Source organism: Pseudomonas sp. DW-iso3, assembly GCF_058725305.1.
Window position 1 is genome coordinate 368,500 of the sequence record NZ_JBZXDZ010000004.1, and the last position, 21,451, is coordinate 389,950.

Annotated in this window: 19 protein-coding genes; 15 read left to right on the forward strand and 4 right to left on the reverse strand. The window is 61.6% G+C overall.

Going from position 1 to position 21,451, the window contains the following annotated elements:
• Nucleotides 1-32: 32 nt before the first annotated feature.
• From AC4PS7_RS13740 to AC4PS7_RS13750, 3 genes are read left to right on the forward strand one after another with little or no spacing between them, the layout of a single operon-like run.
• Nucleotides 33-1,037: an aldo/keto reductase gene (locus tag AC4PS7_RS13740; protein ID WP_042572053.1), complete on the forward strand. Its 1,005-nt coding sequence runs from the start codon at nt 33-35 to the stop codon at nt 1,035-1,037.
• Between the two features lie 17 nt (nt 1,038-1,054).
• A complete protein-coding gene (locus AC4PS7_RS13745) occupies nt 1,055-1,852 on the forward strand; it encodes an SDR family NAD(P)-dependent oxidoreductase (protein WP_047543077.1) in 798 nt (265 codons plus the stop codon).
• A gap of 29 nt (nt 1,853-1,881) precedes the next feature.
• Entirely contained in the window at nt 1,882-2,298 is a 417-nt protein-coding gene (locus AC4PS7_RS13750; RefSeq protein ID WP_029529162.1) for an SRPBCC family protein, read from the forward strand.
• Between the two features lie 58 nt (nt 2,299-2,356).
• Here AC4PS7_RS13750 and AC4PS7_RS13755 read toward each other — a convergent pair whose 3' ends face one another.
• Nucleotides 2,357-3,748: a sensor histidine kinase gene (locus tag AC4PS7_RS13755; protein WP_010211031.1), complete on the reverse strand. Its 1,392-nt coding sequence runs from the start codon at nt 3,746-3,748 to the stop codon at nt 2,357-2,359.
• Nucleotides 3,726-4,409, reverse strand: coding sequence for a response regulator transcription factor (locus AC4PS7_RS13760; protein WP_010211030.1), 684 nt, complete (start codon nt 4,407-4,409; stop codon nt 3,726-3,728). The genes AC4PS7_RS13755 and AC4PS7_RS13760 overlap by 23 nt, the downstream gene beginning before the upstream one ends.
• A 334-nt stretch (nt 4,410-4,743) precedes the next feature.
• Between AC4PS7_RS13760 and AC4PS7_RS13765 the strand changes: the two genes are divergently transcribed.
• Nucleotides 4,744-5,649, forward strand: a complete 906-nt coding sequence (locus AC4PS7_RS13765; RefSeq protein ID WP_492179491.1) for a hypothetical protein — start codon at nt 4,744-4,746, stop codon at nt 5,647-5,649.
• A 117-nt stretch (nt 5,650-5,766) separates the two neighbouring features.
• Here AC4PS7_RS13765 and AC4PS7_RS13770 read toward each other — a convergent pair whose 3' ends face one another.
• Nucleotides 5,767-6,978, reverse strand: coding sequence for a multidrug effflux MFS transporter (locus tag AC4PS7_RS13770; protein ID WP_021491727.1), 1,212 nt, complete (start codon nt 6,976-6,978; stop codon nt 5,767-5,769).
• Between the two features lie 92 nt (nt 6,979-7,070).
• Between AC4PS7_RS13770 and pdxR the strand changes: the two genes are divergently transcribed.
• Entirely contained in the window at nt 7,071-8,483 is a 1,413-nt protein-coding gene (pdxR, locus tag AC4PS7_RS13775) for a MocR-like pyridoxine biosynthesis transcription factor PdxR (protein WP_031290718.1), read from the forward strand.
• Nucleotides 8,484-8,489: 6 nt separating this feature from the next.
• On the opposite strand, the gene AC4PS7_RS13780 is transcribed toward pdxR, so the two are convergent.
• The gene (locus tag AC4PS7_RS13780; RefSeq protein ID WP_010211026.1) at nt 8,490-9,398 is read right to left on the reverse strand and encodes a MurR/RpiR family transcriptional regulator; all 909 of its coding nucleotides are present in this window, start codon (nt 9,396-9,398) and stop codon (nt 8,490-8,492) included.
• Between the two features lie 284 nt (nt 9,399-9,682).
• Here AC4PS7_RS13780 and AC4PS7_RS13785 point away from each other — a divergent pair, with 284 nt between their 5' ends.
• The 10 genes from AC4PS7_RS13785 to AC4PS7_RS13830 all read left to right on the forward strand — a co-directional run bounded on the left by AC4PS7_RS13785 (nt 9,683) and on the right by AC4PS7_RS13830 (nt 21,428).
• Nucleotides 9,683-11,620, forward strand: coding sequence for a bifunctional 5-dehydro-2-deoxygluconokinase/5-dehydro-2-deoxyphosphogluconate aldolase (locus AC4PS7_RS13785; RefSeq protein ID WP_021491725.1), 1,938 nt, complete (start codon nt 9,683-9,685; stop codon nt 11,618-11,620).
• A gap of 150 nt (nt 11,621-11,770) precedes the next feature.
• The gene (gene iolE / locus AC4PS7_RS13790; RefSeq protein WP_042572056.1) at nt 11,771-12,658 is read left to right on the forward strand and encodes a myo-inosose-2 dehydratase; all 888 of its coding nucleotides are present in this window, start codon (nt 11,771-11,773) and stop codon (nt 12,656-12,658) included.
• A gap of 3 nt (nt 12,659-12,661) precedes the next feature.
• Nucleotides 12,662-13,450, forward strand: coding sequence for a 5-deoxy-glucuronate isomerase (gene iolB / locus AC4PS7_RS13795; RefSeq protein WP_010211023.1), 789 nt, complete (start codon nt 12,662-12,664; stop codon nt 13,448-13,450).
• Between the two features lie 28 nt (nt 13,451-13,478).
• Nucleotides 13,479-14,300, forward strand: coding sequence for a TIM barrel protein (locus tag AC4PS7_RS13800; protein ID WP_492179492.1), 822 nt, complete (start codon nt 13,479-13,481; stop codon nt 14,298-14,300).
• Between the two features lie 83 nt (nt 14,301-14,383).
• A complete protein-coding gene (iolD, locus tag AC4PS7_RS13805; RefSeq protein ID WP_047543093.1) occupies nt 14,384-16,315 on the forward strand; it encodes a 3D-(3,5/4)-trihydroxycyclohexane-1,2-dione acylhydrolase (decyclizing) in 1,932 nt (643 codons plus the stop codon).
• A 19-nt stretch (nt 16,316-16,334) separates the two neighbouring features.
• On the forward strand, nt 16,335-17,345 hold the full coding sequence (gene iolG / locus AC4PS7_RS13810; RefSeq protein ID WP_021491721.1) for a bifunctional inositol 2-dehydrogenase/D-chiro-inositol 1-dehydrogenase: 1,011 nt from the start codon (nt 16,335-16,337) through the stop codon (nt 17,343-17,345).
• Between the two features lie 155 nt (nt 17,346-17,500).
• Complete coding sequence (locus AC4PS7_RS13815) at nt 17,501-18,529, forward strand: Gfo/Idh/MocA family protein (RefSeq protein WP_492179494.1); 1,029 nt, start codon at nt 17,501-17,503, stop codon at nt 18,527-18,529.
• Between the two features lie 125 nt (nt 18,530-18,654).
• Nucleotides 18,655-18,831, forward strand: coding sequence for a hypothetical protein (locus AC4PS7_RS13820; RefSeq protein WP_167337367.1), 177 nt, complete (start codon nt 18,655-18,657; stop codon nt 18,829-18,831).
• Between the two features lie 48 nt (nt 18,832-18,879).
• The gene (locus AC4PS7_RS13825; RefSeq protein WP_010211018.1) at nt 18,880-19,809 is read left to right on the forward strand and encodes a sugar ABC transporter substrate-binding protein; all 930 of its coding nucleotides are present in this window, start codon (nt 18,880-18,882) and stop codon (nt 19,807-19,809) included.
• Between the two features lie 65 nt (nt 19,810-19,874).
• Nucleotides 19,875-21,428: a sugar ABC transporter ATP-binding protein gene (locus AC4PS7_RS13830; RefSeq protein ID WP_010211017.1), complete on the forward strand. Its 1,554-nt coding sequence runs from the start codon at nt 19,875-19,877 to the stop codon at nt 21,426-21,428.
• Nucleotides 21,429-21,451 lie beyond the last annotated feature (23 nt).

Below are 21,451 nucleotides of genomic sequence, written 5' to 3' on the forward strand. Positions count from 1 at the left end.
ACAGCGACCCCTGAACCCATTGAGGATCTACCATGAGCTTGAAAGACAAACTCCCAGGCCAGCTCGGCTTCGGCACCGCGCCGCTGGGCAACATGTTCCGCGCTATTCCAGAAGACGAAGCCCAGGCCACTGTCGAGGCTGCCTGGAATGCCGGCGTGCGCTACTTCGACACCGCGCCGTTCTACGGCTCGGGCCTCTCGGAAATCCGCCTGGGCCACGCCCTGTCGCAGTACAACCGCGATGATTTCGTGCTCAGCACCAAGGTCGGCCGGGTGATCCTCGACGAAATAGAAGACAGCGCCCGCGACCTCGGCGAAAAAAGCGGCGTGTTCGAACACGGCCGCCCGAACAAGATGCTCAACGACTACAGCGCCGACGCCACCCTGCGCTCCATCGAAGACAGCCTGACCCGCCTGAACACTGATCGCCTGGACATCGTGTGGATTCACGACATCGCCCAGGACTTCTATGGCGACCAATGGCTGGAGTACTTCAACCAGGCCCGCACCGGTGCCTTCAAAGTGCTGACCCGCCTGCGTGAAGAGGGCGTGATCAAGGCCTGGGGCCTGGGCGTAAACCGCGTCGAGCCGTGCGAACTGACCCTGGACCTGACCGAAGCGCAGCCCGACGGCTTTTTGCTGGCCGGCCGCTACACACTGTTGGACCATGATCGTGCCCTGCAGCGCCTGATGGACGCGGCCCTGGCGCAGAACGTCGAGATCGTCGTCGGTGGCCCCTACAGCTCCGGCATCCTCGCGGGCGGCGCGCACTTCGAGTACCAGCAAGCCAGCCCGGCAATCATCCGCAAGGTCGAGCAAATCAGGGCGATTGCCCAGGCGTTTGGCGTCAGCGTGAAAGCGGCGGCGCTGCAATTCTCCCTGGCCCACCCGGCCGTGGCGGCAGTGATTCCAGGCGCCAGTCGTCCGGGGCGGATTGCCGAAGACGTTGCGGCGTTGTCAGAGACTATTCCGGCAGCCTTCTGGCAGTCCCTGCGCGAGGCCCGATTGATTTCGGACCGTGCACCACTGCCGCTTTAACTTCAGGAGTTCAACCGATGAAAATTGATGTGAGCGGTAAAGTAGCCATCGTCAGCGGCAGCACGGCCGGCATTGGCCTGGGCATCAGCCAGGCGCTTGCAGCATCCGGCGCCACCGTGGTGGTGATCGGGCGTGAAGCGGGCAAGGTGGATGACGCCTTGGCGAGCATCCGCCAGGCCGTCCCCGGCGCGGACCTGCGCGGGCTGGTGGCAGACCTCGGCACGGCCGAAGGTGCAGAAAAACTGTTCGCCGCCGAACCGCGCGCCGACATCCTGGTCAACAACCTGGGTATCTTCAACGATGTGGATTTCTTCGAGGCCCCGGACAGCGAATGGGCACGCTTCTATGAAGTCAACGTGATCTCCGGTGTGCGCCTGGCGCGGCATTACGTGCCGGGCATGGTCGGGCAGGGCTGGGGGCGAGTGATCTTCCTGTCGTCGGAGTCCGGCGTGGCGACCCCGGCGGACATGATCAACTACGGCGTGACCAAGAGCGCCAACCTGGCGGTGTCGCATGGTTTGGCCAAGCGCCTGGCGGGTAGCGGCGTGACGGTTAACGCGGTTTTGCCTGGCCCGACCTTTACCGACGGCCTGGAGCAGATGCTCAAGGACGCCACCGCAAAATCCGGGCGCAGTGCGCGGGACGAGGCGGATGTGTTTGTGCGAAACGCACGGCCAACCTCGATCATCCAGCGCGCAGCAAATGTGGATGAAGTCGCCAACCTGGTGGCGTACATTGCTTCACCCCTGTCTTCTGCCACCACCGGTGCCGCGTTGCGGGTCGACGGCGGTGTGGTCGACAGCATGGCCATCTGAATGGTTTTCTATTTTCTGGAGTAATTAACGTGGCAACAGCGTCTTCTGTGATTGAAATCCCTGTATCGGCCGATCAGGTCTGGCAATTGATCGGCGGCTTCAACAGCCTGCCGGACTGGTTGCCGTTTATCGTCAAAAGCGAGGCCCTTGATGGCGGTCGCGTGCGTCATCTGCAAACCGCCGATGGCGGGGTGGTGGTGGAGCGTTTGCAGAGCTTTGATAACGTCGGCCGTACTTACAGCTACACCATTGAACAGTCGCCATTTCCGGTGAGTGCATACCTGGCAACGGTGCAGGTCGAGGCGTTGGGTGAAGCGTCGGCGAAAGTGACCTGGTCCGGTGTGTTCACGCCGGCGGCAGGCACCACGGATGCGGCGGCGGAAGAGTTGTTTGCGGGTGTTTACAGCGGTGGGCTGGAGGCGTTGCGGGCCAATTTCCCAGGCTGACCCGCGTCCCCTGTAGGAGCCGGCAAGCCGGCTCCTACAGGGTGTTGTGATGCATGCGTTATTCGGGCATGAGTTGTTGGCGGCACTCCAGAACCAGGCGTGCACCGCCTCGCTCACTCGTACCCACTTCCAGCCTGAACCCATGCAGGTTGATGATCGCCGCCACAATCGACAAGCCCAATCCAAAGCCGCCTTGCTGGTCGCTCTCATCCACGCGATAGAAGCGCTGGAACACCGCGTCACGTTCCGCTGCGGGTATGCCGGGGCCGGAGTCGTGCACTTCAAGGCGCGTGCTGCCGGCGTCGTTGACCCCACGCAGAATCACCTCGCCGCCCGGTGGGGAGAACTTGATCGAGTTGCTCAGCAGGTTGGCGAGGGCTTCGAACAGCAATGCGCGGTCGCCGGTGATCCATGGCAGGGACTCCGGCGTTTCGAGCCGCAATTGCAGTTCGCCTTCTTCGGCCAGGGGCAGGTAGAAGTCGTGCAACTCGCGCAACAGTGGCAGTGGATCCATGACCAAAAAGCCTGAGCGACGCTGGTGGTCTTCCAGTTCGGAGATACGTAACAGCCCCCGGAAGCGCGCCATCAGGGTGTCGGTTTCGGCAATCGCGTCATCCAGTTTCACCGCGTAGTCCGACTCCGCCTCGGCCTCCTGCTTGATGCGGTACAGCTGCGCACGCAGGCGCGTGAGCGGGGTGCGCAGGTCGTGGGCGATGTTGTCGCACACGCCCTTGACCTCGTTCATCAGCTTCTCGATACGATCAAGCATGGCGTTGACGATGGCCGCGAGCATGTCCAGTTCGTCGCGCCGATTCGACAGCGGCAGGCGGTGGGTCAGGTCGCCGGCGACGATGGCTTCGGCGCTGGCCTGGATCCCGCGAATCCGCCGCAACGGTCGACGACGCAACAAATGCCAGCCCGCAGCGCCAGGGATAATCGTCAAGGACAGCGCCCACAGCAGGGCATGCCAGATGATACGGGTCACGCCGAACAGCGAGCCGTTGGCGCGTACCAGTACCAGCCAGCGGCCGTCATCGGTATGGGTGGCGACGGCGTCGCAGCTGTCCTTGGGCAACTTGGGGTCGTCGGAGTCGACGCAGTTGGTCAGGGCGTGGATCTTGCCGTCCAGGGGCAAGTCGGGCGGCACCGCGCGGATCGGTCCATTGAGAGGGCGGAACTGCTCATCGAACAAGCCGTAGGCGTCCACGCCCTTCATGTCGAAGGTCATGCTGGTGGTCAGGGCTTCCACCAGTTCCTCGCCGTCAAAGCGCTGGAACAGGTGCTGGCGCTGCATCAGCGAATGGCGCGACAGGTCGCCCAGATAGCCCGACACCTCGTAGTACAGCACCCCCATGAGGATGCAGCTCCAGGCCACGAACAACGAACTGTACAGCGCCAGCAAGCGGCTGCTGGAAGAGCGCCAGCCCTTAGAGGGGTTCAGCAATGACATAACCGGAACCTCGTACCGTGCGGATCAGCGGCGTGAGGCCCGGTGGGTCGATCTTCTTGCGCAGACGGCCGATGTGCACGTCGATCAAGTTGGTGCCGGGGTCGAAGTGATAGCCCCAGACTTCCTCGAAAATCATCATCCGCGACAGGATCTGCCCAGTGTTGCGCATCAGGAACTCCAGCAACTTGTATTCGGTGGGCAACAGGCTCAGGGGCTGATCGGCACGACTGGCTTCACGGCTGATCAGGTTCAGCTCCAGGTCGGCCACGCGCAGGGCGGTTTCGAATTCCTGGACGGTGCTTTTGCGCCGCAGCAGCACTTCAACGCGAGCGGCCATTTCATCCGAGGCGAACGGTTTGGTGAGGTAGTCATCACCGCCGGCACGCAGGCCGCGCACACGTTCGTCCACATCGGAGAGGGCGCTGATCATCAGGATCGGCGTCGACACACCGATAGTGCGCAGCGTGGTGACGATGGCCAGGCCATCGAGTTCCGGCAGCATGCGGTCGAGGGTGATCAGGTCGTAGTCGCCACTCACGGCGCGGACCAGGCCTTCGCGGCCGTTGTCTACCCAATCTACATCCAGTCCATGGCTACTCAGCTCGGCGACGATCTCGCGGGCCGTTACGGCGTCATCCTCGATAGTCAAAATACGGGTCATGGTATTACCTGGTGATCGATTCACACGGGAAGACCGCAATCGCCAGCAAGCCGGCGCCTACGGAAGTGCGGGCATTTTGCCAAGAAATCGCTGAACGCTTCCTAAATAAAACTTCATATTGGCAAAACTGACACATCTTTCATGACCGGCTAACGGGAATGCATAACGCCCGCCCGCAACGGCCCTTTCTTGCAAGTTGCATGGTTTGAGTAAGTTCAATTTACTTAACTCCATGATTTGTAACGGTTTTAAATTTTTTGCTGCCTGGCATGGTGCCTGCACTGTCCCTTTTGAGACTTGTAACACTATTTTTCTGCCTTGGAGCACAACAACAATGATCACATCCTCATCCACGCTGCAAGAATCGAGCACGCTCTCCGGGGTTTCCTGGGGGGCGATTTTTGCCGGGGCGGCCGCTGCGGCCGCATTGTCCCTGATCCTCGTGCTGCTGCGCTTCGGCCTGGGCTTTTCGGCGGTGTCGCCGTGGGCTGACAGTGGCATCAGCGCCAAGGGGCTTGGCATTTCCACGATTGTCTGGCTGGCGTTTACCCAGATCGTCGCATCCGGGCTGGGCGGCTATATTGCCGGTCGGTTGCGGGTAAAATGGGCGAATATGCACGGCGATGAGGTGTACTTCCGCGACACGGCCCATGGGTTCCTGGCCTGGGCTGTGGCCACGTTGATTACTGCAGTACTGGTGGTCGGTTCGGTGAGCAGTGTCGTCAGCGGCGGCGTGAAAGCCGGTGCCAGTGTTGCAGCCGGCGCGGCCAGCGGCATTACGCAAGCCGCCGGCAGTGCCGCCAAAGGTGTCAATGGCGGCAACTTCGACTACTACGTCGACAGCCTGTTCCGCGACGACCGCCCGGTAGCTGTCAGCGATGACGCCGCCCACGGCGTGGTTGCCCGCATCTTCACCCGCACCCTGAGCAATGACGGCCAATTGGCCGCTGAAGACCGTGCCTACCTGGCCCAGTTGATCAGCCAGCGCACCAACCTCAGCCAGGCAGATGCCGAAGCGCGTATCGACAAAGTCTATGGCGATGCCCGCAAAGCAGTCGAAGACGCCAAGCTTAAAGCCAAACAAGCCGCTGACACCGCCGCCAAGGTCGCTGCCTACACGTCGCTGTGGACCTTTGTTGCTCTGTTGATCGGCGCGTTCTTCGCCAGTTTCGCAGCCACCTTTGGCGGTCGCCGTCGCGATGCCGTGGTGTATGTGGAAACCGAACACTTCGTCCGTTAATTCATTCAAGGCCCGTTCTTTCAAGGAGAGCATCATGCGTTCACTACTGCTTTGGTTCCTCGGTGTGCCTATTCCTGTGATCATCCTGATCGCGATCTTCATGCACTGATTACCGTTTCATCCAAGCCGCGCCTGAGTAACAGGCGCGGCTTTTTGCTGCAAGGCCAGCCAGCTGGTCACCAGTAACACACTCGCGACCGATGTCATGATCACCAATGGCGCAGAGGTGCCATCGGACAACAACCCGGTCGCCCAACTGCTCACCGCCGTCAGCAACATCTGGGTGAAAAAGAACAGCCCGGATGCCGTTCCCGCGATTGCGCCATAAGGCTGCAGCACCGACAGCTGACAGGCCGGAATCGTCATACCCACCGATACCATGATCAGTACCATTGGCAACACAATCGCCAGCCATTCCCCTGGCAGTGCCGTTGTGGCCAGTGCAAGAGTGACGCTGCCCAGCAGATTCAGGCCTATCCCCACGGCGATCAAGCGGTCCGGGTCAAAGCGCCTGACCAGGCGCCGGAACAGGTTCGCGCCCAGCATGTAGCCGCTGATCGTGGCGGCGAACACCAGGGCATACGCCGTGGCGGACAGATGGAAGCCGCGTTGCAGCAGCGCCGATGACTCACTGATAAACGGAAAGTAGGTGCTGTACACGCAACCGATGGCCAAGGCGTAACGCAGAAAATAACGATCGCGCAGCAACTGGCCGTAGAGGCGCAGCAGTCCCTGCGGCGGGGCGGCGGCGACTTCCGGCGGGCGGGTTTCGGGCAGGCGGCGATACACCACCCCGCACAGCACAGCTCCGATCCCCCCCAGCAGCACGAACAGCCCGCGCCAGTTGATGAACGGCAGCATCAGGCTGCCCAGTACCGGCGCGGCCATGGGTGAGATGGCCATGGCCATGGAGATCAGGCCGAGCAGGCGTGCCTGTTCGTCGCGGTCGAAGTAGTCACGCACTATCACGCGGCCGATCACGGTGGTGCAGCAACCGCCCAAGGCCTGGAACAGGCGCGCGATGATCAACACGGCGAGGTTGTCCGCCAGGGCGCACGCTGCCGTGGCGAGGACATACAGGAACAACCCGACCAGCAATACCGGACGACGGCCGAAGCGGTCGGTGAGTGGCCCACTGACCAGCAGCGAAATCGCCGAGCCGAGGGCGTACAGCGTGAGGGTCAGTTGCAACTGGCTGTCGCTGGTGTGGAAATAGTCAGCCATGGCGGGTAGGGCCGGCAGGTGAATGTCCAGGGTGACGCGTGGCAAGGCGATGAGCGCGGTCAGCAGCATCAGCCAGAACCCGGTGGAGAGGGCGCGTTGAGTCATGGGGCGTCTCGAAGCAAGGAGTAGAGCCCGGACTCTAGCTGTATTGTGGTTTAATCCTGAGGACCACTTATGCCTTGTTTGATAGGACCACTATGAGCCGAGGAAAAACCGCATCCGTGCTCGACCTGCCGCGTCCCGACACGCTGGGCGCGGGCAAGCAGCAGGGCGCCTACGAAGCCTTGCGCGGGGCGATCCTCAACCGGCAATTGCCGGCGGGCAGCCGCTTGCCCTCCACGCGCAGCCTGGCCGAGCGCTGGTGGGTGTCACGTGGCACGCTGGAAGCCGTGTTCGACCGCCTGCACAGCGAAGGCTATGTAAAACGCGTCGCCGGGTCTGGCACGCGGGTGTGTGCGGTAATCCCGGAGCAGTTCATCGCCGCGCCGTTGGCCAAGGACATACCTCGTCGCCCTGCGGAGCCTGATCCGCCGGATGTCGGTGTGCAGAGCCATGTGCCCTTTGTCGCACGCCGCCCGGATGCCAGTCTGTTTGACCTGAAGACCTGGGCCCGCTGCATCTCCCGTGGGTTGCTGGCAGCAGGGCCGGGCGTGCTGGAAGCATCGCACCCGGCCGGCCTGCCTGAATTGCGCGCACAGATCGCCGACTACCTGCGCAGCTATCGCGGCCTGCACTGCGAGGCCGATGAAGTGATCGTCACCACCGGCATCCGTCATGCCCTCGACTTGATTGCGCGCAGTGTGCTCAAGACGGGCGAGACGGCCTGTGTCGAAGACCCCGGCTACCTGCCGGCGCGGCGTCTGTTCGCCCTGGCAGGCGCCAATGTGCAGGGTATTCCCGTCACTGCCGAGGGCCTCGACACTGGCCAACTCCCTGAGAGGGCGCGCTTGGCCTATGTCACACCGGCGCACCAGGCGCCGCTGGGCATGACCCTGTCGGTATCCCGTCGCCTGGCGTTGCTGGACTGGGCCGCTCGCGCCGACGCCTGGGTGGTCGAAGACGATTACGACAGCGAGTACAACTACAACACCGCGCCGCTGGCGGCGCTCAAATCCCTGGATTCGGCCGACCGCGTGATCTATTGCGGCAGCTTCAACAAGAACCTGTTCCCCGGCTTGCGCGTAGGCTTCATGGTGGTGCCCAAGGTGTTGCGCCGCGGACTGTTGCGCACCTTGCAACTCACCGGGCATTCGGTGGGGGCCACTGATCAATTGGGGCTGGTGGAGTTCCTGCGCAGCGGCGCCTTCGTACGTCATTTGCGTGCCTCGCGCCAGGCGTACCAGGCCCGACGCGATACGTTGCTGGAGTGCCTGGGCGGGCACTGCGCGGTCAGCGGCCAGCAGGCCGGATTGCATTTTGTGATGTGGCTGCCAGCGGGTGTCGAAGAGGTCGAATTCTGCAACCGCGCTGCTGAAGCAGGCTTGACGCTGCAGCCGCTGGGCAAGTTCTGTCACGGGGTGACCTTGCCGCCGGCGGTGATCATTGGCTACACGGCACTGACCCTGGCGCAGATCCGCTACCACGGCCGCGCGTTGGCGCAGTTGTGGTAGGCGTCGTCAGTCGTCGAACCCGACTTGCTCGTGAATCTCATCCACCTTCAACTCCAACCGGTACGCCACCGCAATAAACAACGCCTGGCACAGGCACAGGGTGGCGCTCAACGAGCGGAAGGCAAACGACGAACCTTCATTCACCAACAGCACCGCGTTCGCCCGCTTGGCCAGGGGCGACAGGTTGCTGTCGGTGATGATCAGGGTCTTGGCCTGATGATGCTGGGCGATGCGCAGGCAATGCTGCGTCTCTTTGCCGTAGGGCGTGAAGCTGATGGCGATCACCAGGTCATTGGCGCGCACGCTGCGCATCTGTTCGCGGTAGCTGCCGCCCAGGCCTGAGATCAGATGGATGCGTTTGTTGGTGTGCTGCAGGTTGTAGACCAGGTAGTCCGCCACCGCGAAGGAGCGGCGCACGCCGACCACGTAGATATTGTCGGCATTTACCACCAGGTCCACGGCTTTGTCGAAAGCGACATCATCCAACTCCAACCCCAGGCGCTCGATGCCGGACAGGGTCGCGTTGACGCACTCGCGCGCCAGGTCGCCGCCGCTGGCTTTCTGCGACTTGTTGGCGATCATGCTGCGGATGCGCTGCTGATAGTTCTGCACCGGCGTGGTCTTGTGGGTGTAGGCCTCGCGGAACAGCGCCTGCATCTCACTGAACCCACTGAACCCGAAGCGCTGCGAGAAGCGCACGATGGCCGACGGGTGCACTTCGCACTCGCGGGCAATGTCGCTGATGCGGTCGACCATGATCCGGTCGCTCTGCTGGCTCATGTAGCTGGCGATGCGCTTGAGTTGGCGCGGCAGGCTCTCGTATTCGTCGGTGATCAGCTGCAACAGGCGCTCGGCATTGATCGGAGGGCTGGCGATGGTGTCTTCCAGGGTGGTCTCGGGATCGGTGCGGGACATGGGTAATCCTTCTGGCGTTTTTGTCTGTTGCGCTGATGGGTGGCGCAAGTCTACAGGGTAGGCGCAAAAAAATACCTTGGCATCACGGCCGGCGTGGCCTGCTGAAACGATGCACTGTGGTGGAAGCGCCCCTGTACGAGCTTAATGGAAAAAATATTCCAATGAAAAAATATCTGGAATAAATATTGATTGGCGTCGCCGGACGTTCTAGTCTGCTCCCACCAAGAGCGTTTGCCGTCGCCACGTCGGTACAACGCAGGCTGATAAAAATAACAGGAGCCAGCATGGGCCAGACTCGTTTTGCCAGTGGGCGTCAATTGGATCTGATTTGCCTCGGGCGCCTGGGCGTCGACCTCTATGCGCAGCAAGTGGGTGCGCGGCTTGAGGACGTGTCCAGCTTTGCCAAGTACCTCGGCGGTTCCTCCGCCAACATCGCCTTCGGCACCGCCAGGCTGGGCCTCAGGTCGGCGATGTTGAGCCGGGTCGGCGATGACCATATGGGGCGCTTCCTGGTGGAGTCCCTGGCCCGCGAAGGCTGTGATGTCAGCGGCATCAAGGTCGACCCGGAACGCCTCACCGCCCTGGTCCTGCTAGGTCTCAAGGACCGCGAAACCTTTCCCCTGGTGTTCTACCGCGAAAACTGCGCCGACATGGCCCTGCGCGCCGAAGACATCAGCGAAGCCTTTATCGCCTCCAGCAAGGCGTTGTTGATTACCGGCACGCATTTCTCCACCGACGGCGTATACAAGGCCAGCATCCAGGCGCTGGATTACGCGGCCAAGCACAACGTCCAGCGCGTGCTGGATATCGACTACCGCCCGGTGCTGTGGGGCCTGGCGGGCAAGGCCGATGGTGAAACCCGTTTTGTCGCCGACCAGAATGTCAGCCAGCATGTACAGAAGATCCTGCCGCGCTTTGATCTGATCGTCGGCACTGAAGAAGAATTCCTCATCGCGGGGGGCAGTGAAGACTTGCTCACTGCGCTGCGCAAGGTGCGCGAACTGACCCCGGCGACCCTGGTGGTCAAGCTCGGCCCGCAGGGTTGCACAGTGATCCACGGCGCCATCCCCGCACGTCTTGAAGACGGCGCCATCTACCCCGGTGTGCGTGTAGAAGTGCTCAATGTGCTCGGTGCCGGCGATGCGTTCATGTCGGGCTTCCTCAGCGGCTGGATCAACGATGCGAGTGACGAGCGTTGCAGCCAGTTGGCCAATGCCTGTGGCGGCCTGGTCGTCTCACGCCACGCCTGCGCCCCGGCCATGCCCACGCCGGCGGAGCTGGAATACCTGTTCAACAGCCCGGTACCGATTACCCGACCGGACCAGGACCTGACCCTGCAACGTCTGCACCGTGTGACGGTGCCGCGCAAGGCCTGGAAACAACTGTTCGTGTTTGCCTTCGATCATCGCTGGCAGCTGGTGGACCTGGCGCAGAAAGGCGGCCAGGACCTGGCGCGCATCAGTGACGCCAAGCAACTGTTCATCCAGGCCATTGAGCGCGTGGAGAAAAAACTCGCAGAGCAAGGCGTCGAGGCCGACGTCGGCCTGCTCGCTGACCAGCGCTTCGGCCAGGATGCGCTCAACGCCGCCAGCGGTCGCGGCTGGTGGATTGCGCGTCCGGTGGAAGTGCAGAACTCGCGTCCCCTGGCGTTCGAACACGGTCGCTCGGTGGGCAGCAACCTGATTGCCTGGCCCCAGGAGCAGATCATCAAGTGCCTGGTGCAATTCCATCCCGACGACGAGCCGCTGCTGCGCCTGGAACAGGAAGCGCAACTCAAGGCAGTGTACGAAGCGTCGATTGTCAGCGGCCATGAACTGCTGCTGGAAGTCATCCCGCCCAAGGATCACCCGTCGACTTACCCCGACGTGCTCTACCGCAGTCTCAAGCGTCTGTACAACCTGGGTATCTACCCGGCGTGGTGGAAGATCGAGGCGCAGTCGGCCGAGGACTGGAAGAAGCTCGACGAACTGATCCAGGAGCGCGACCCGTACTGCCGTGGCGTGGTGCTGCTGGGCCTGAATGCGTCGGCCGAGTTTCTCGCCGACGGCTTCCAGCAGGCCAGCCAGAGCACGACCTGCCGAGGGTTTGCCGTTGGCCGCACGATCTTCCAGGAGCCGAGCCGGGCGTGGATGGCGGGGGAGATTGATGATGAGGTTTTGATTCAGCAAGTCCAGGCCACCTTTGAACAGCTCATAAACGCCTGGCGCAGTGCCCGAAATTAAACACGGTCAAATGTGGGAGCGGGCTTGCTCGCGAGCGCGGTGGGTCAGTTAAAGAATTGCGATCTGATAGACCGCATTCGCGAGCAAGCCCGCTCCCACATAACGCAAATCTCACCAGGCTCAAGTCAGATAAAAACAAAAGGTGCAGCCATGCCCGCAATCCGAATTGGCATCAACCCGATCTCCTGGAGCAACGATGACCTCCCCGCCCTGGGCGGCGAAACGCCTCTGAGCACCGCCCTGAGCGAAGGCAAGGACATCGGCTACGAAGGCTTCGAACTCAACGGTAAATTCCCCAAGGACGCCAAGGGCGTCGGCGATGTGTTGCGCCCTTATGACCTGGCGCTGGTCTCCGGCTGGTACTCCAGCCGCCTGGCCCGGCGCTCGGTGGCTGAAGAAATCGAGGCCATCGTCGGGCATGTCGAGTTGCTGAAACGCAATGGCGCTACGGTGCTGGTGTACGGCGAGGTGGCCGATTCAATCCAGGGCTCGCGCATCCGCCTGATCGAACGCCCGCGCTTTCACAGCGAACAAGCCTGGCAGGACTACGCCGACAAACTCACCGAACTGGCGCGTTTCACCCTGTCCCAAGGCGTGCGCCTGGCGTACCACCACCATATGGGCGCTTATGTTGAATCTCCGGAAGACATCGACCAACTGATGCGCCGTACCGGCCCGGAAGTCGGCCTGCTGTTCGATTCGGGCCACTGCTACATGGGCGGCGGCGAGCCCATTGAGGTGCTGCGCAAACACATCGACCGCGTCTGCCACGTGCATTTCAAGGACGTGCGCAAGGCGGTGGTGCAACTGGCGCGCAACCAGATGTGGAGCTTCCCCGACTGCATCGTCAACGGCACTTTCACCGTGCCCGGTGATGGCGATATCGACTTCGCCGAATTGCTCGATGTGCTGCTGGCCGCCCAATACGAAGGTTGGCTGGTGGTGGAAGCCGAACAGGACCCGGCGGTCGCACCCAGCTATATCTATGCAAAAAAAGGCTATGACACCTTGCGTGCGCTTCTCAACGAGAGGACTTGAGTGATGAGCTTGTTGGTCAAAAGCAGCAAACGCGGCCAGACCATGGTCGCCCTGGAAGCCGGACGCCTGGAGTATGTGGGCTTTTGCGCCTACCGCCTGAGCCTGGGGGAAACCCTGCCGGTCAGTGCCGGTGATAAAGAACTGTGCCTGGTGCTGCTCAGCGGCCGGGTGAACATCGAAGGCGAAGGTTTCAACTGGCAGAACCTGGGCGATCGACAATCGGTGTTTGAAGACAAATCCCCGTTCGCCGCCTACCTGCCGCCGGGCACTGATGCCCTGGTCACCGCGTTGAGCGACGTACAGATTGCCGTATGCGCCGCACCGGGCACCGTGGGCTACGAGCCGCGTCTGATCCGCCCGGAAAATTGCAAGCGCAGCGTACGCGGCAAGGGCGCCAACACCCGCTACGTCTGCGACATCCTGCCCGACAGCGAGCCGGCCCATTCCCTGCTGGTGGTGGAAGTACGTACGCCGTCCGGGCATTCGTCGAGTTACCCGCCGCACAAGCACGACACCGATGACCTGCCGCACCAGAGCTTCCTGGAAGAAACCTACTACCACCAGATCAACCCGCCCCAGGGCTTCGTGTTCCAGCGCGTTTACACCGACGACCGCAGCATCGACCAGGCCATGGCCGTGGAAAACAGCGACCTGGTGGTGGTGCCCAAGGGGTATCACCCGGTTAGCGTGCCCTATGGCTACGAGTCTTATTACCTGAACGTGATGGCCGGCCCCAAGCGCGCCTGGCATTTCCATAACGACCCGCAGCACAGTTGGCTGCTGGACCTTTAATCAGCGGTTTGGACGGAGAACAACAAGAATGAAGTCGCCTCTACGTTTCGCCCTTAACCGTATGGTCGCGCCCAACCTGTCCCTGCCGGATTTCATCCAACTGGCCGTGGCCTTGAAATGCGATGCCATCGAGATTCGCAACGACCTCAAGGATCGTCAGATCGAATACGGCACCCCGGCCAGCCGCGTGCGTGAATTGTGTGCGGCCCAGGGCATCACGGTGCTGTCGATCAACGCGCTGTACCCCTTCGATGTGTGGAATGACGAGCGCCGCGCCCAGGCGATAGCGCTCGCCACGTATGCTCGCGAATGCGGTGCGCAGGGCTTGGTGATGTGTCCGTTCAATGAACCCGGCGACACCCGCAACGAAGCCCAGCGTGCCGCCGGTTTGCGCACTGCGCTGAGCGAGCTGGCGCCGATCCTGCGCGAGTACGGGATTTTCGGCTTTATCGAGCCCCTGGGCTTTGAAGAATGCGCCATGCGCCGTAAGCGCGTGGCGGTGAACGCGATCCAGTCCATCGGCGGCCTGGATGTGTTTCGCCTGGTGCACGACACCTTCCATCATCACCTGGCCGGCGAACATGAGTTTTTTCCGGAGTTGACCGGGCTGGTGCATATCTCCGGTGTGGAAGATGCCGAGGCGCCGCTCCAATCGATTCGCGACGGTCACCGGGTGCTGGTGGGCGAGGGCGATATCCTCGGCAACGCCGCGCAGATCGACACCTTGCTCAGCAGCGGTTACAGCGGCTACCTGTCGTTCGAACCGTTTGCGACAAGCGTGCACGAGCTGGCGGATATCCAGCAAGCGTTGGGCGCGAGCATTGCCCATCTGAACAAATCCCGGAACTGACAGCGGATAACTTGTGGGAGCGGGCGTGCTCCCACATGGGATCACTGTTGATCGACAGATTTGCATTCATACAAGGTGCGAACATGACCACAACAAGATTGACCATGGCCCAGGCCCTGGTGAAGTTCCTGGATAACCAATACATCGAAGTCGACGGCGTACAAAGCAAGTTCGTCGCCGGCGTGTTCACCATTTTCGGCCACGGCAATGTGCTGGGCCTGGGCCAGGCCCTTGAACAGGACGCCGGCGACCTGGTGGTGCACCAGGGCCGCAACGAGCAGGGCATGGCGCATGCCGCGATTGGTTTCGCCAAGCAGCACCTGCGCCGCAAGATCTACGCCTGCACCGCCTCCGTCGGCCCGGGTGCTGCGAATATGCTTACCGCGGCGGCGACCGCCACCGCCAACCGTATCCCGTTGCTGTTGCTGCCCGGCGATGTCTACGCCAGCCGCCAGCCCGACCCGGTGTTGCAGCAGATCGAGCAGTTCCACGACTTGAGCATCAGCACCAACGATGCGTTCCGTTCCGTCAGCAAGTACTGGGACCGCATCAACCGGCCTGAGCAGCTGATGACGGCGGCGATTCACGCCATGCGCGTGCTCACCGATCCTGCCGAAACCGGCGCGGTGACCCTGGCGCTGCCCCAGGATGTGCAGGGCGAGGCTTGGGATTACCCGGACTACTTCCTGCAAAAACGTGTGCACCGTATCGACCGCCGCCCGGCCACCGCCGCGATGATCGGCGATGCGTTGGCGGCGTTCCGGGGCAAGCGCAAGCCGCTGATCATCTGCGGTGGCGGCGTGAAGTACTCCGGCGCCAATGCCGCGCTGCAAGCCTTTGCTGAACGGTTTGATATTCCCTTCGCGGAAACCCAGGCGGGTAAGAGCGCCGTGGTTTCCAGTCATCCGCTGAACGTCGGCGGGATTGGTGAAACCGGCTGCCTGGCGGCGAATCTGCTGGCGCCCGAAGCGGACCTGATCATTGGTATCGGCACGCGCTACACCGACTTCACCACCTCGTCAAAATCGCTGTTCAAGCATGCCGAGGTGAAGTTTCTCAACCTCAATATCAGCCCCTGCGATGCCCTGAAACTCGACGGCGTACAGGTGTTGGCCGACGCGCACGTCGCCCTCGAAGCACTGGCCGATGCCTTGGGCGATTACCGTTCCGGCTGGGGCGGGCAGATCGCTGAGGCCAAGGCGCAGTTGGAGGCTGAAGTGGACCGCGTGCATCAGGTGGAGTATGCCGGCGACGGTTTCGTGCCTGAGGTCGACGACCACCTGGACCGCACGGTGCTGCGTGAATTTATCGAGCTGACCGGCTCGTGCCTGACCCAAAGCCGCGTGCTGGGTGTATTGAATGAGGCCCTGGCCGACGACGCGATCATCGTCGCCGCCGCCGGCAGCCTGCCCGGCGATTTGCAGCGTGCCTGGCGCAGCAAGGGCGTCAACACCTACCACGTCGAGTACGGCTATTCGTGCATGGGGTACGAGATCAATGCGGCCCTGGGCGTGAAACTCGCGGAGCCGACCAAAGAGGTCTACGCCTTGGTCGGCGATGGGTCCTACATGATGCTGCACTCGGAACTGGCGACCTCGATCCAGGAGCGGCGCAAGATCAACGTGGTGCTGCTCGACAATATGGCGTTCGGCTGCATCAACAACCTGCAGATCGGCAACGGTATGGACAGCTTCGGCACCGAATTCCGCTACCGCAACCCCGAGAGCGGCAAGCTTGACGGTGGCCTTGTACCGGTGGATTTCGCCATGAGCGCAGCGGCCTATGGCTGCAAGACCTACAAGGTCAGCAGCGTGGAACAGCTCGAAGCGGCACTGGCCGATGCACGTAAGCAGACGGTTTCCACGCTGATCGATATCAAGGTGCTGCCCAAGACCATGATCCACGGCTACCTGTCGTGGTGGCGGGTGGGCGTGGCGCAGGTCTCCACCAGCGAACGCACGAATGCCGCCGCGAAAAAACTCAATGAACACCTGGCGAAGGCCCGGCAGTACTAATAACAAGAGGAGTGTTTGTATGTCTTTGAAACTGGGTGTGATCGGTACAGGCGCTATCGGCCGGGACCATATCCGTCGCTGCAGTCAGACCTTGCTCAACAGCCAAGTGGTGGCGGTGACTGACATCAACCTGGAGCAAGCCGCCAAGGTGGTGGCTGACTTGAACATCAGCGCCGAGGTGTACGCCGACGGCCATGCGCTGATCCATTCACCCGAGGTCGAAGCGGTCCTCGTCACCTCCTGGGGCCCGAGCCACGAAGAATTCGTGCTGGCCGCCATCGCCGCCGGCAAACCGGTGTTCTGCGAAAAACCCTTGGCGGTCACCGCCGAAGGCTGCCGCAAGATCGTCGATGCCGAAGTAGCTTTCGGCAAACGCCTGGTGCAGGTCGGCTTCATGCGCCCTTACGATGAAGGCTATCGCGCCCTCAAAGCCGTGATCGACAGCGGCCAGATCGGCGAGCCGCTGATGCTGCACTGCGCGCATCGCAACCCGACGGTGGGCGAGAACTACAAGACCGACATGGCGATCACCGACACCCTGATCCACGAACTGGATGTGCTGCGGTGGTTGCTCAACGATGACTACGTCTCGGTGCAAGTGGTGTTTCCGCGCAAATCCAGCAAGGCGCTCGCCCATCTGCGCGACCCGCAGATCGTGCTGTTGGAGACCGCCAAAGGCACGCGCATTGATGTGGAAGTGTTCGTGAACTGCCAGTACGGCTATGACATCCAGTGCGAAGTGGTGGGGGAGACCGGCATCGCCAAGCTGCCGGAGCCGTCCCAGGTGCAACTGCGCAGCGGCGCGAAGCTGTCCAACGCAATCCTGATGGATTGGAAAGATCGGTTTATCGGCGCATACGACGTGGAGTTGCAGGCGTTCATCGACAGTGTGCGTGCGGGACAGGTCGGTGGACCGTCGGCGTGGGATGGCTTTGCGGCGGCGGTGGCGGCGGATGCGTGTATTGAGGCGCAGAACAGTGAGCAGATTGTGAAAGTGAGCTTGCCGGACCGCCCACACTTCTACGGCTGACCGCGATCCCACAGATGGAAAGCAGTCAGTGTGGGAGCGGGCTTGCTCGCGAATGCGATGTGTCAGTTAAAGAATGTGTATCTGACACACCGCATTCGCGAGCAAGCCCGCTCCCACATTTTGATTGGGTTTCCCCTTCATTAAGGAGTCTATGCATGCGCATCGGTCTAGTCGGCTACGGCCACGGAGGGCGCTTTTTTCATGCGCCGCTGATTGCAACCCTGCCAGGTGCGACGTTTGTCGGCGTGGTGACTCGCTCACCTGAACGCCGCCAGCAACTGGCAACCGACCACCCCAGTGTCAGAGCTTTTGACAACATCGGCCAGATCGTTGAAGTCGGCGTCGACGCTCTGGTCGTCTCCACCACCCTCAAAGGCCGCCCAGCCCTGGTGCTGGAAGCCATCGAACACGGCGTTGCCGTCGTCAGCGACAAACCCTTCGCCGCCAACGCTGAACAGGCCCAGGCGCTGATCACCGCCGCCGAGCGCCAGGGCACGCTGCTCAGCGTGTACCAGAACCGACGCTGGGACTCGGACTACCTGACCCTGCGCAAGCTCATTGATGCCGGCGCCCTGGGCAAGATCACCCGCTTTGAATCCCGTGTGGAGCGCTACAGCCCGCAAGCCGTGGGCAACGCCAGCGGTGGCGGCTGGCTGCGCGACCTGGGCAGCCATTTGGTCGACCAGGCGTTGCAACTGTTTGGCCCGGTTGATCGTGTATTCGCCCAACTGCACTACACCGTCGAACACCCCACGGTAGATCACGGCTTCTTTGTCTCGCTGACCCATGCCAACGGCGTGATCTCCCACCTGTGGGGCAGCGCGTTGCAAAACAGCCAGGCGCCGCGCTTTCGGGTCAGTGGCAGCGCAGGCTGTTACACCGTCGAAGGCCTCGACGGCCAGGAAGAAGCCTTGATGGCCGGCAAGTCGCCGAAAACCGAAGGCGAGCATTGGGGCGCCGAAGAGCATCGACGTTGGGGATGGTTCGAACAAGGCCCGGAGCGCGAGCGGGTACCGTCGGAGAAGGGCTGCTGGACGCAGTTCTATCGACAGTTGCAACTGGCCGTACACGGGCAGGGACCGCTGCCGGTGGGTGCCTATGACGCTCTGGAAACCACCCGTATATTGGACGCCGCACGCCTGAGCGCCGAGCGCCAGCAGGTGGTTTCAACAAAAATAGAATAAAATTCTAAAACAGGTTGATATGGAAATTATTTTCCAATAAAGTCTTTTCCAGGTTGCATAAAGTACGTTCGGCTTGATCCGCGCGACTCAACAAAAACAAGATCAAAACAACCAGGTACCGTCAGATGAAAATCTTCAACGCTGTACTGCGAGTTTTACGCCCCGCTCTTGCGCCACGCGGTCTGCCCCGCGCCCGGCCGTTCTACTTCTCCTTCCTTAATGTGCTGTGCGTCGAAAACAAAGGTGCGCTGGTGTGCTGTATTCCGGGTGCCCCCGTCGTCCGGCTGCCTGCAGAGCTCTGATAAACGCAACGTCCAAAAAACCAACAAGAAAGTGGAGACAGACCGTTCATGAAGACCCCGATCCGTTTTACCGCGCTGGCCCTGTCCATGCTGCTCGCCAGCGGTGTTGCCTCTGCCGCCGATCTGAAGATAGGCGTGAGCATGTCCGCCTTTGATGACACCTTTCTCACCTACCTGCGCGAAGACATGGACAAGCAAGCCAAGTCCTATCCCAAGGGTGATGGCGTGCAATTGCAGTTCGAAGACGCCCGTGCCGACGTGGTCAAGCAACTGAGCCAGGTCGAGAACTTTATCAGCCAGAAAGTCGACGCGATCATCGTCAACCCGGTGGATACCGCGTCGACGGCCAATATCATCAAGGCCGCCACCGCTGCGAAAATTCCGCTGGTGTTCGTCAACCGTCGTCCTGACAGCCAAACATTGGCCCCCGGTGTTGCGGCGGTGACGTCGGATGACGTCGAGGCCGGGAAGCTGCAGATGCAGTACATCGCCGAAAAGCTCGGCGGCAAAGGCAATATCGTGATTCTGCTGGGTGACCTGGCGAACAACTCCACCACCAACCGTACCAAAGGTGTGAAGGAGGTCCTGACCAAGTACCCAGGCATCAAGATCGAGCAGGAACAGACCGGTATCTGGCTGCGTGACAGGGGCATGACCCTGGTCAACGACTGGCTGACCCAGGGCCGTGACTTCCAGGCGGTGCTGTCGAACAACGATGAGATGGCGATCGGTGCCGCCATGGCCCTGAAATCGGCGGGCAAGAAAGGCGTGTTGATCGCCGGTGTCGACGGCACGCCGGATGGCCTGAATGCGATCACCAAGGGTGACATGACGGTGTCGGCCTTCCAGGATGCAAAGGGCCAGGCCGACAAGTCGGTGGAGACGGCGCGCAAGATGGCCAAGAACGAGCCTATCGAGCAGAACGTGGTGATCCCGTTCCAACTGATCACCCCGGACAACGTCAAAGACTTCAAGTAGCCCCTGGATAACAACAATAAGCCGGCAGGGCGGTTTCGGTCGCCCTGCAGATGGAGTACCTCCTTATGCTCGCTCAAGCGACTGTCTCGCAGCCTCCCAGTCTTCAGCCTCAGACGCTGGAAGAACCCTACCTGCTGGAAATCGTCAACATCAGCAAAGGCTTTCCCGGCGTCGTGGCCCTGGCCGACGTGCAACTGCGGGTGCGCCCTGGCACCGTGCTGGCGCTGATGGGCGAGAACGGTGCGGGCAAGTCGACGTTGATGAAAATCATCGCCGGCATCTACCAGCCCGACGCCGGGGAAATCCGCCTGCGTGGCAAGCCGATCGTGTTTGAAACGCCCCTGGCGGCCCAGAAGGCCGGGATCGCGATGATCCACCAGGAACTCAACCTGATGCCGCACATGAGCATCGCCGAGAATATCTGGATCGGCCGCGAGCAGCTCAACAGCCTGCACATGGTCAACCACCGCGAAATGCACCGCTGCACCGCCGAACTGCTGGCGCGCCTGCGTATCAACCTGGACCCCGAGGAACAGGTGGGCAACCTGAGCATCGCCGAGCGGCAGATGGTCGAGATTGCCAAGGCCGTGTCCTACGACTCCGACATCCTGATCATGGATGAACCGACATCGGCCATTACCGAGAAGGAAGTGGCCCACCTGTTTTCGATCATTGCCGACCTCAAGTCCCAGGGCAAAGGCATCGTTTACATCACCCATAAAATGAACGAAGTGTTCGCCATCGCCGATGAAGTGGCGGTGTTCCGTGACGGGCACTACATCGGCCTGCAACGCGCCGACAGCATGAACAGCGACAGTCTGATTTCGATGATGGTCGGTCGTGAGCTGAGCCAGTTGTTCCCGCTACGCGAGACGCCCATCGGCGACCTGTTGCTGACGGTGCGCGACCTGACGCTGGACGGCGTATTCAAGGACGTGTCGTTCGACCTGCACGCTGGCGAAATCCTCGGTATTGCCGGCTTGATGGGCTCGGGCCGTACCAATGTGGCGGAAACCATTTTTGGTATCACCCCCAGCAGCAGCGGCCAGATCACCCTGGATGGCAAGGCGGTGCGCATTAGCGACCCGCACATGGCCATCGAGAAAGGCTTTGCGCTGTTGACCGAGGACCGCAAGCTCAGCGGCCTGTTCCCCTGCCTGTCGGTGCTGGAAAACATGGAAATGGCGGTATTGCCGCACTACACCGGCAACGGCTTTATCCAGCAGAAAGCCCTGCGTGCGCTGTGCGAAGACATGTGCAAGAAGCTACGGGTGAAAACCCCGTCCCTTGAGCAGTGCATCGACACCTTGTCCGGCGGCAACCAGCAGAAGGCTTTGCTGGCGCGCTGGCTGATGACCAACCCGCGTCTGCTGATCCTCGATGAACCCACCCGTGGCATCGACGTGGGCGCCAAGGCCGAGATCTACCGATTGATCGCTTTCCTCGCCAGCGAAGGCATGGCCGTGATCATGATTTCCTCCGAATTGCCCGAAGTGCTGGGCATGAGTGATCGGGTCATGGTGATGCACGAAGGCGAGTTGATGGGCACCTTGGACCGCAGCGAAGCGACCCAGGAAAAAGTCATGCAGTTGGCCTCCGGGATGACGGCAGTCCACTGACGTACAGAATAAGAAGGTGAAGG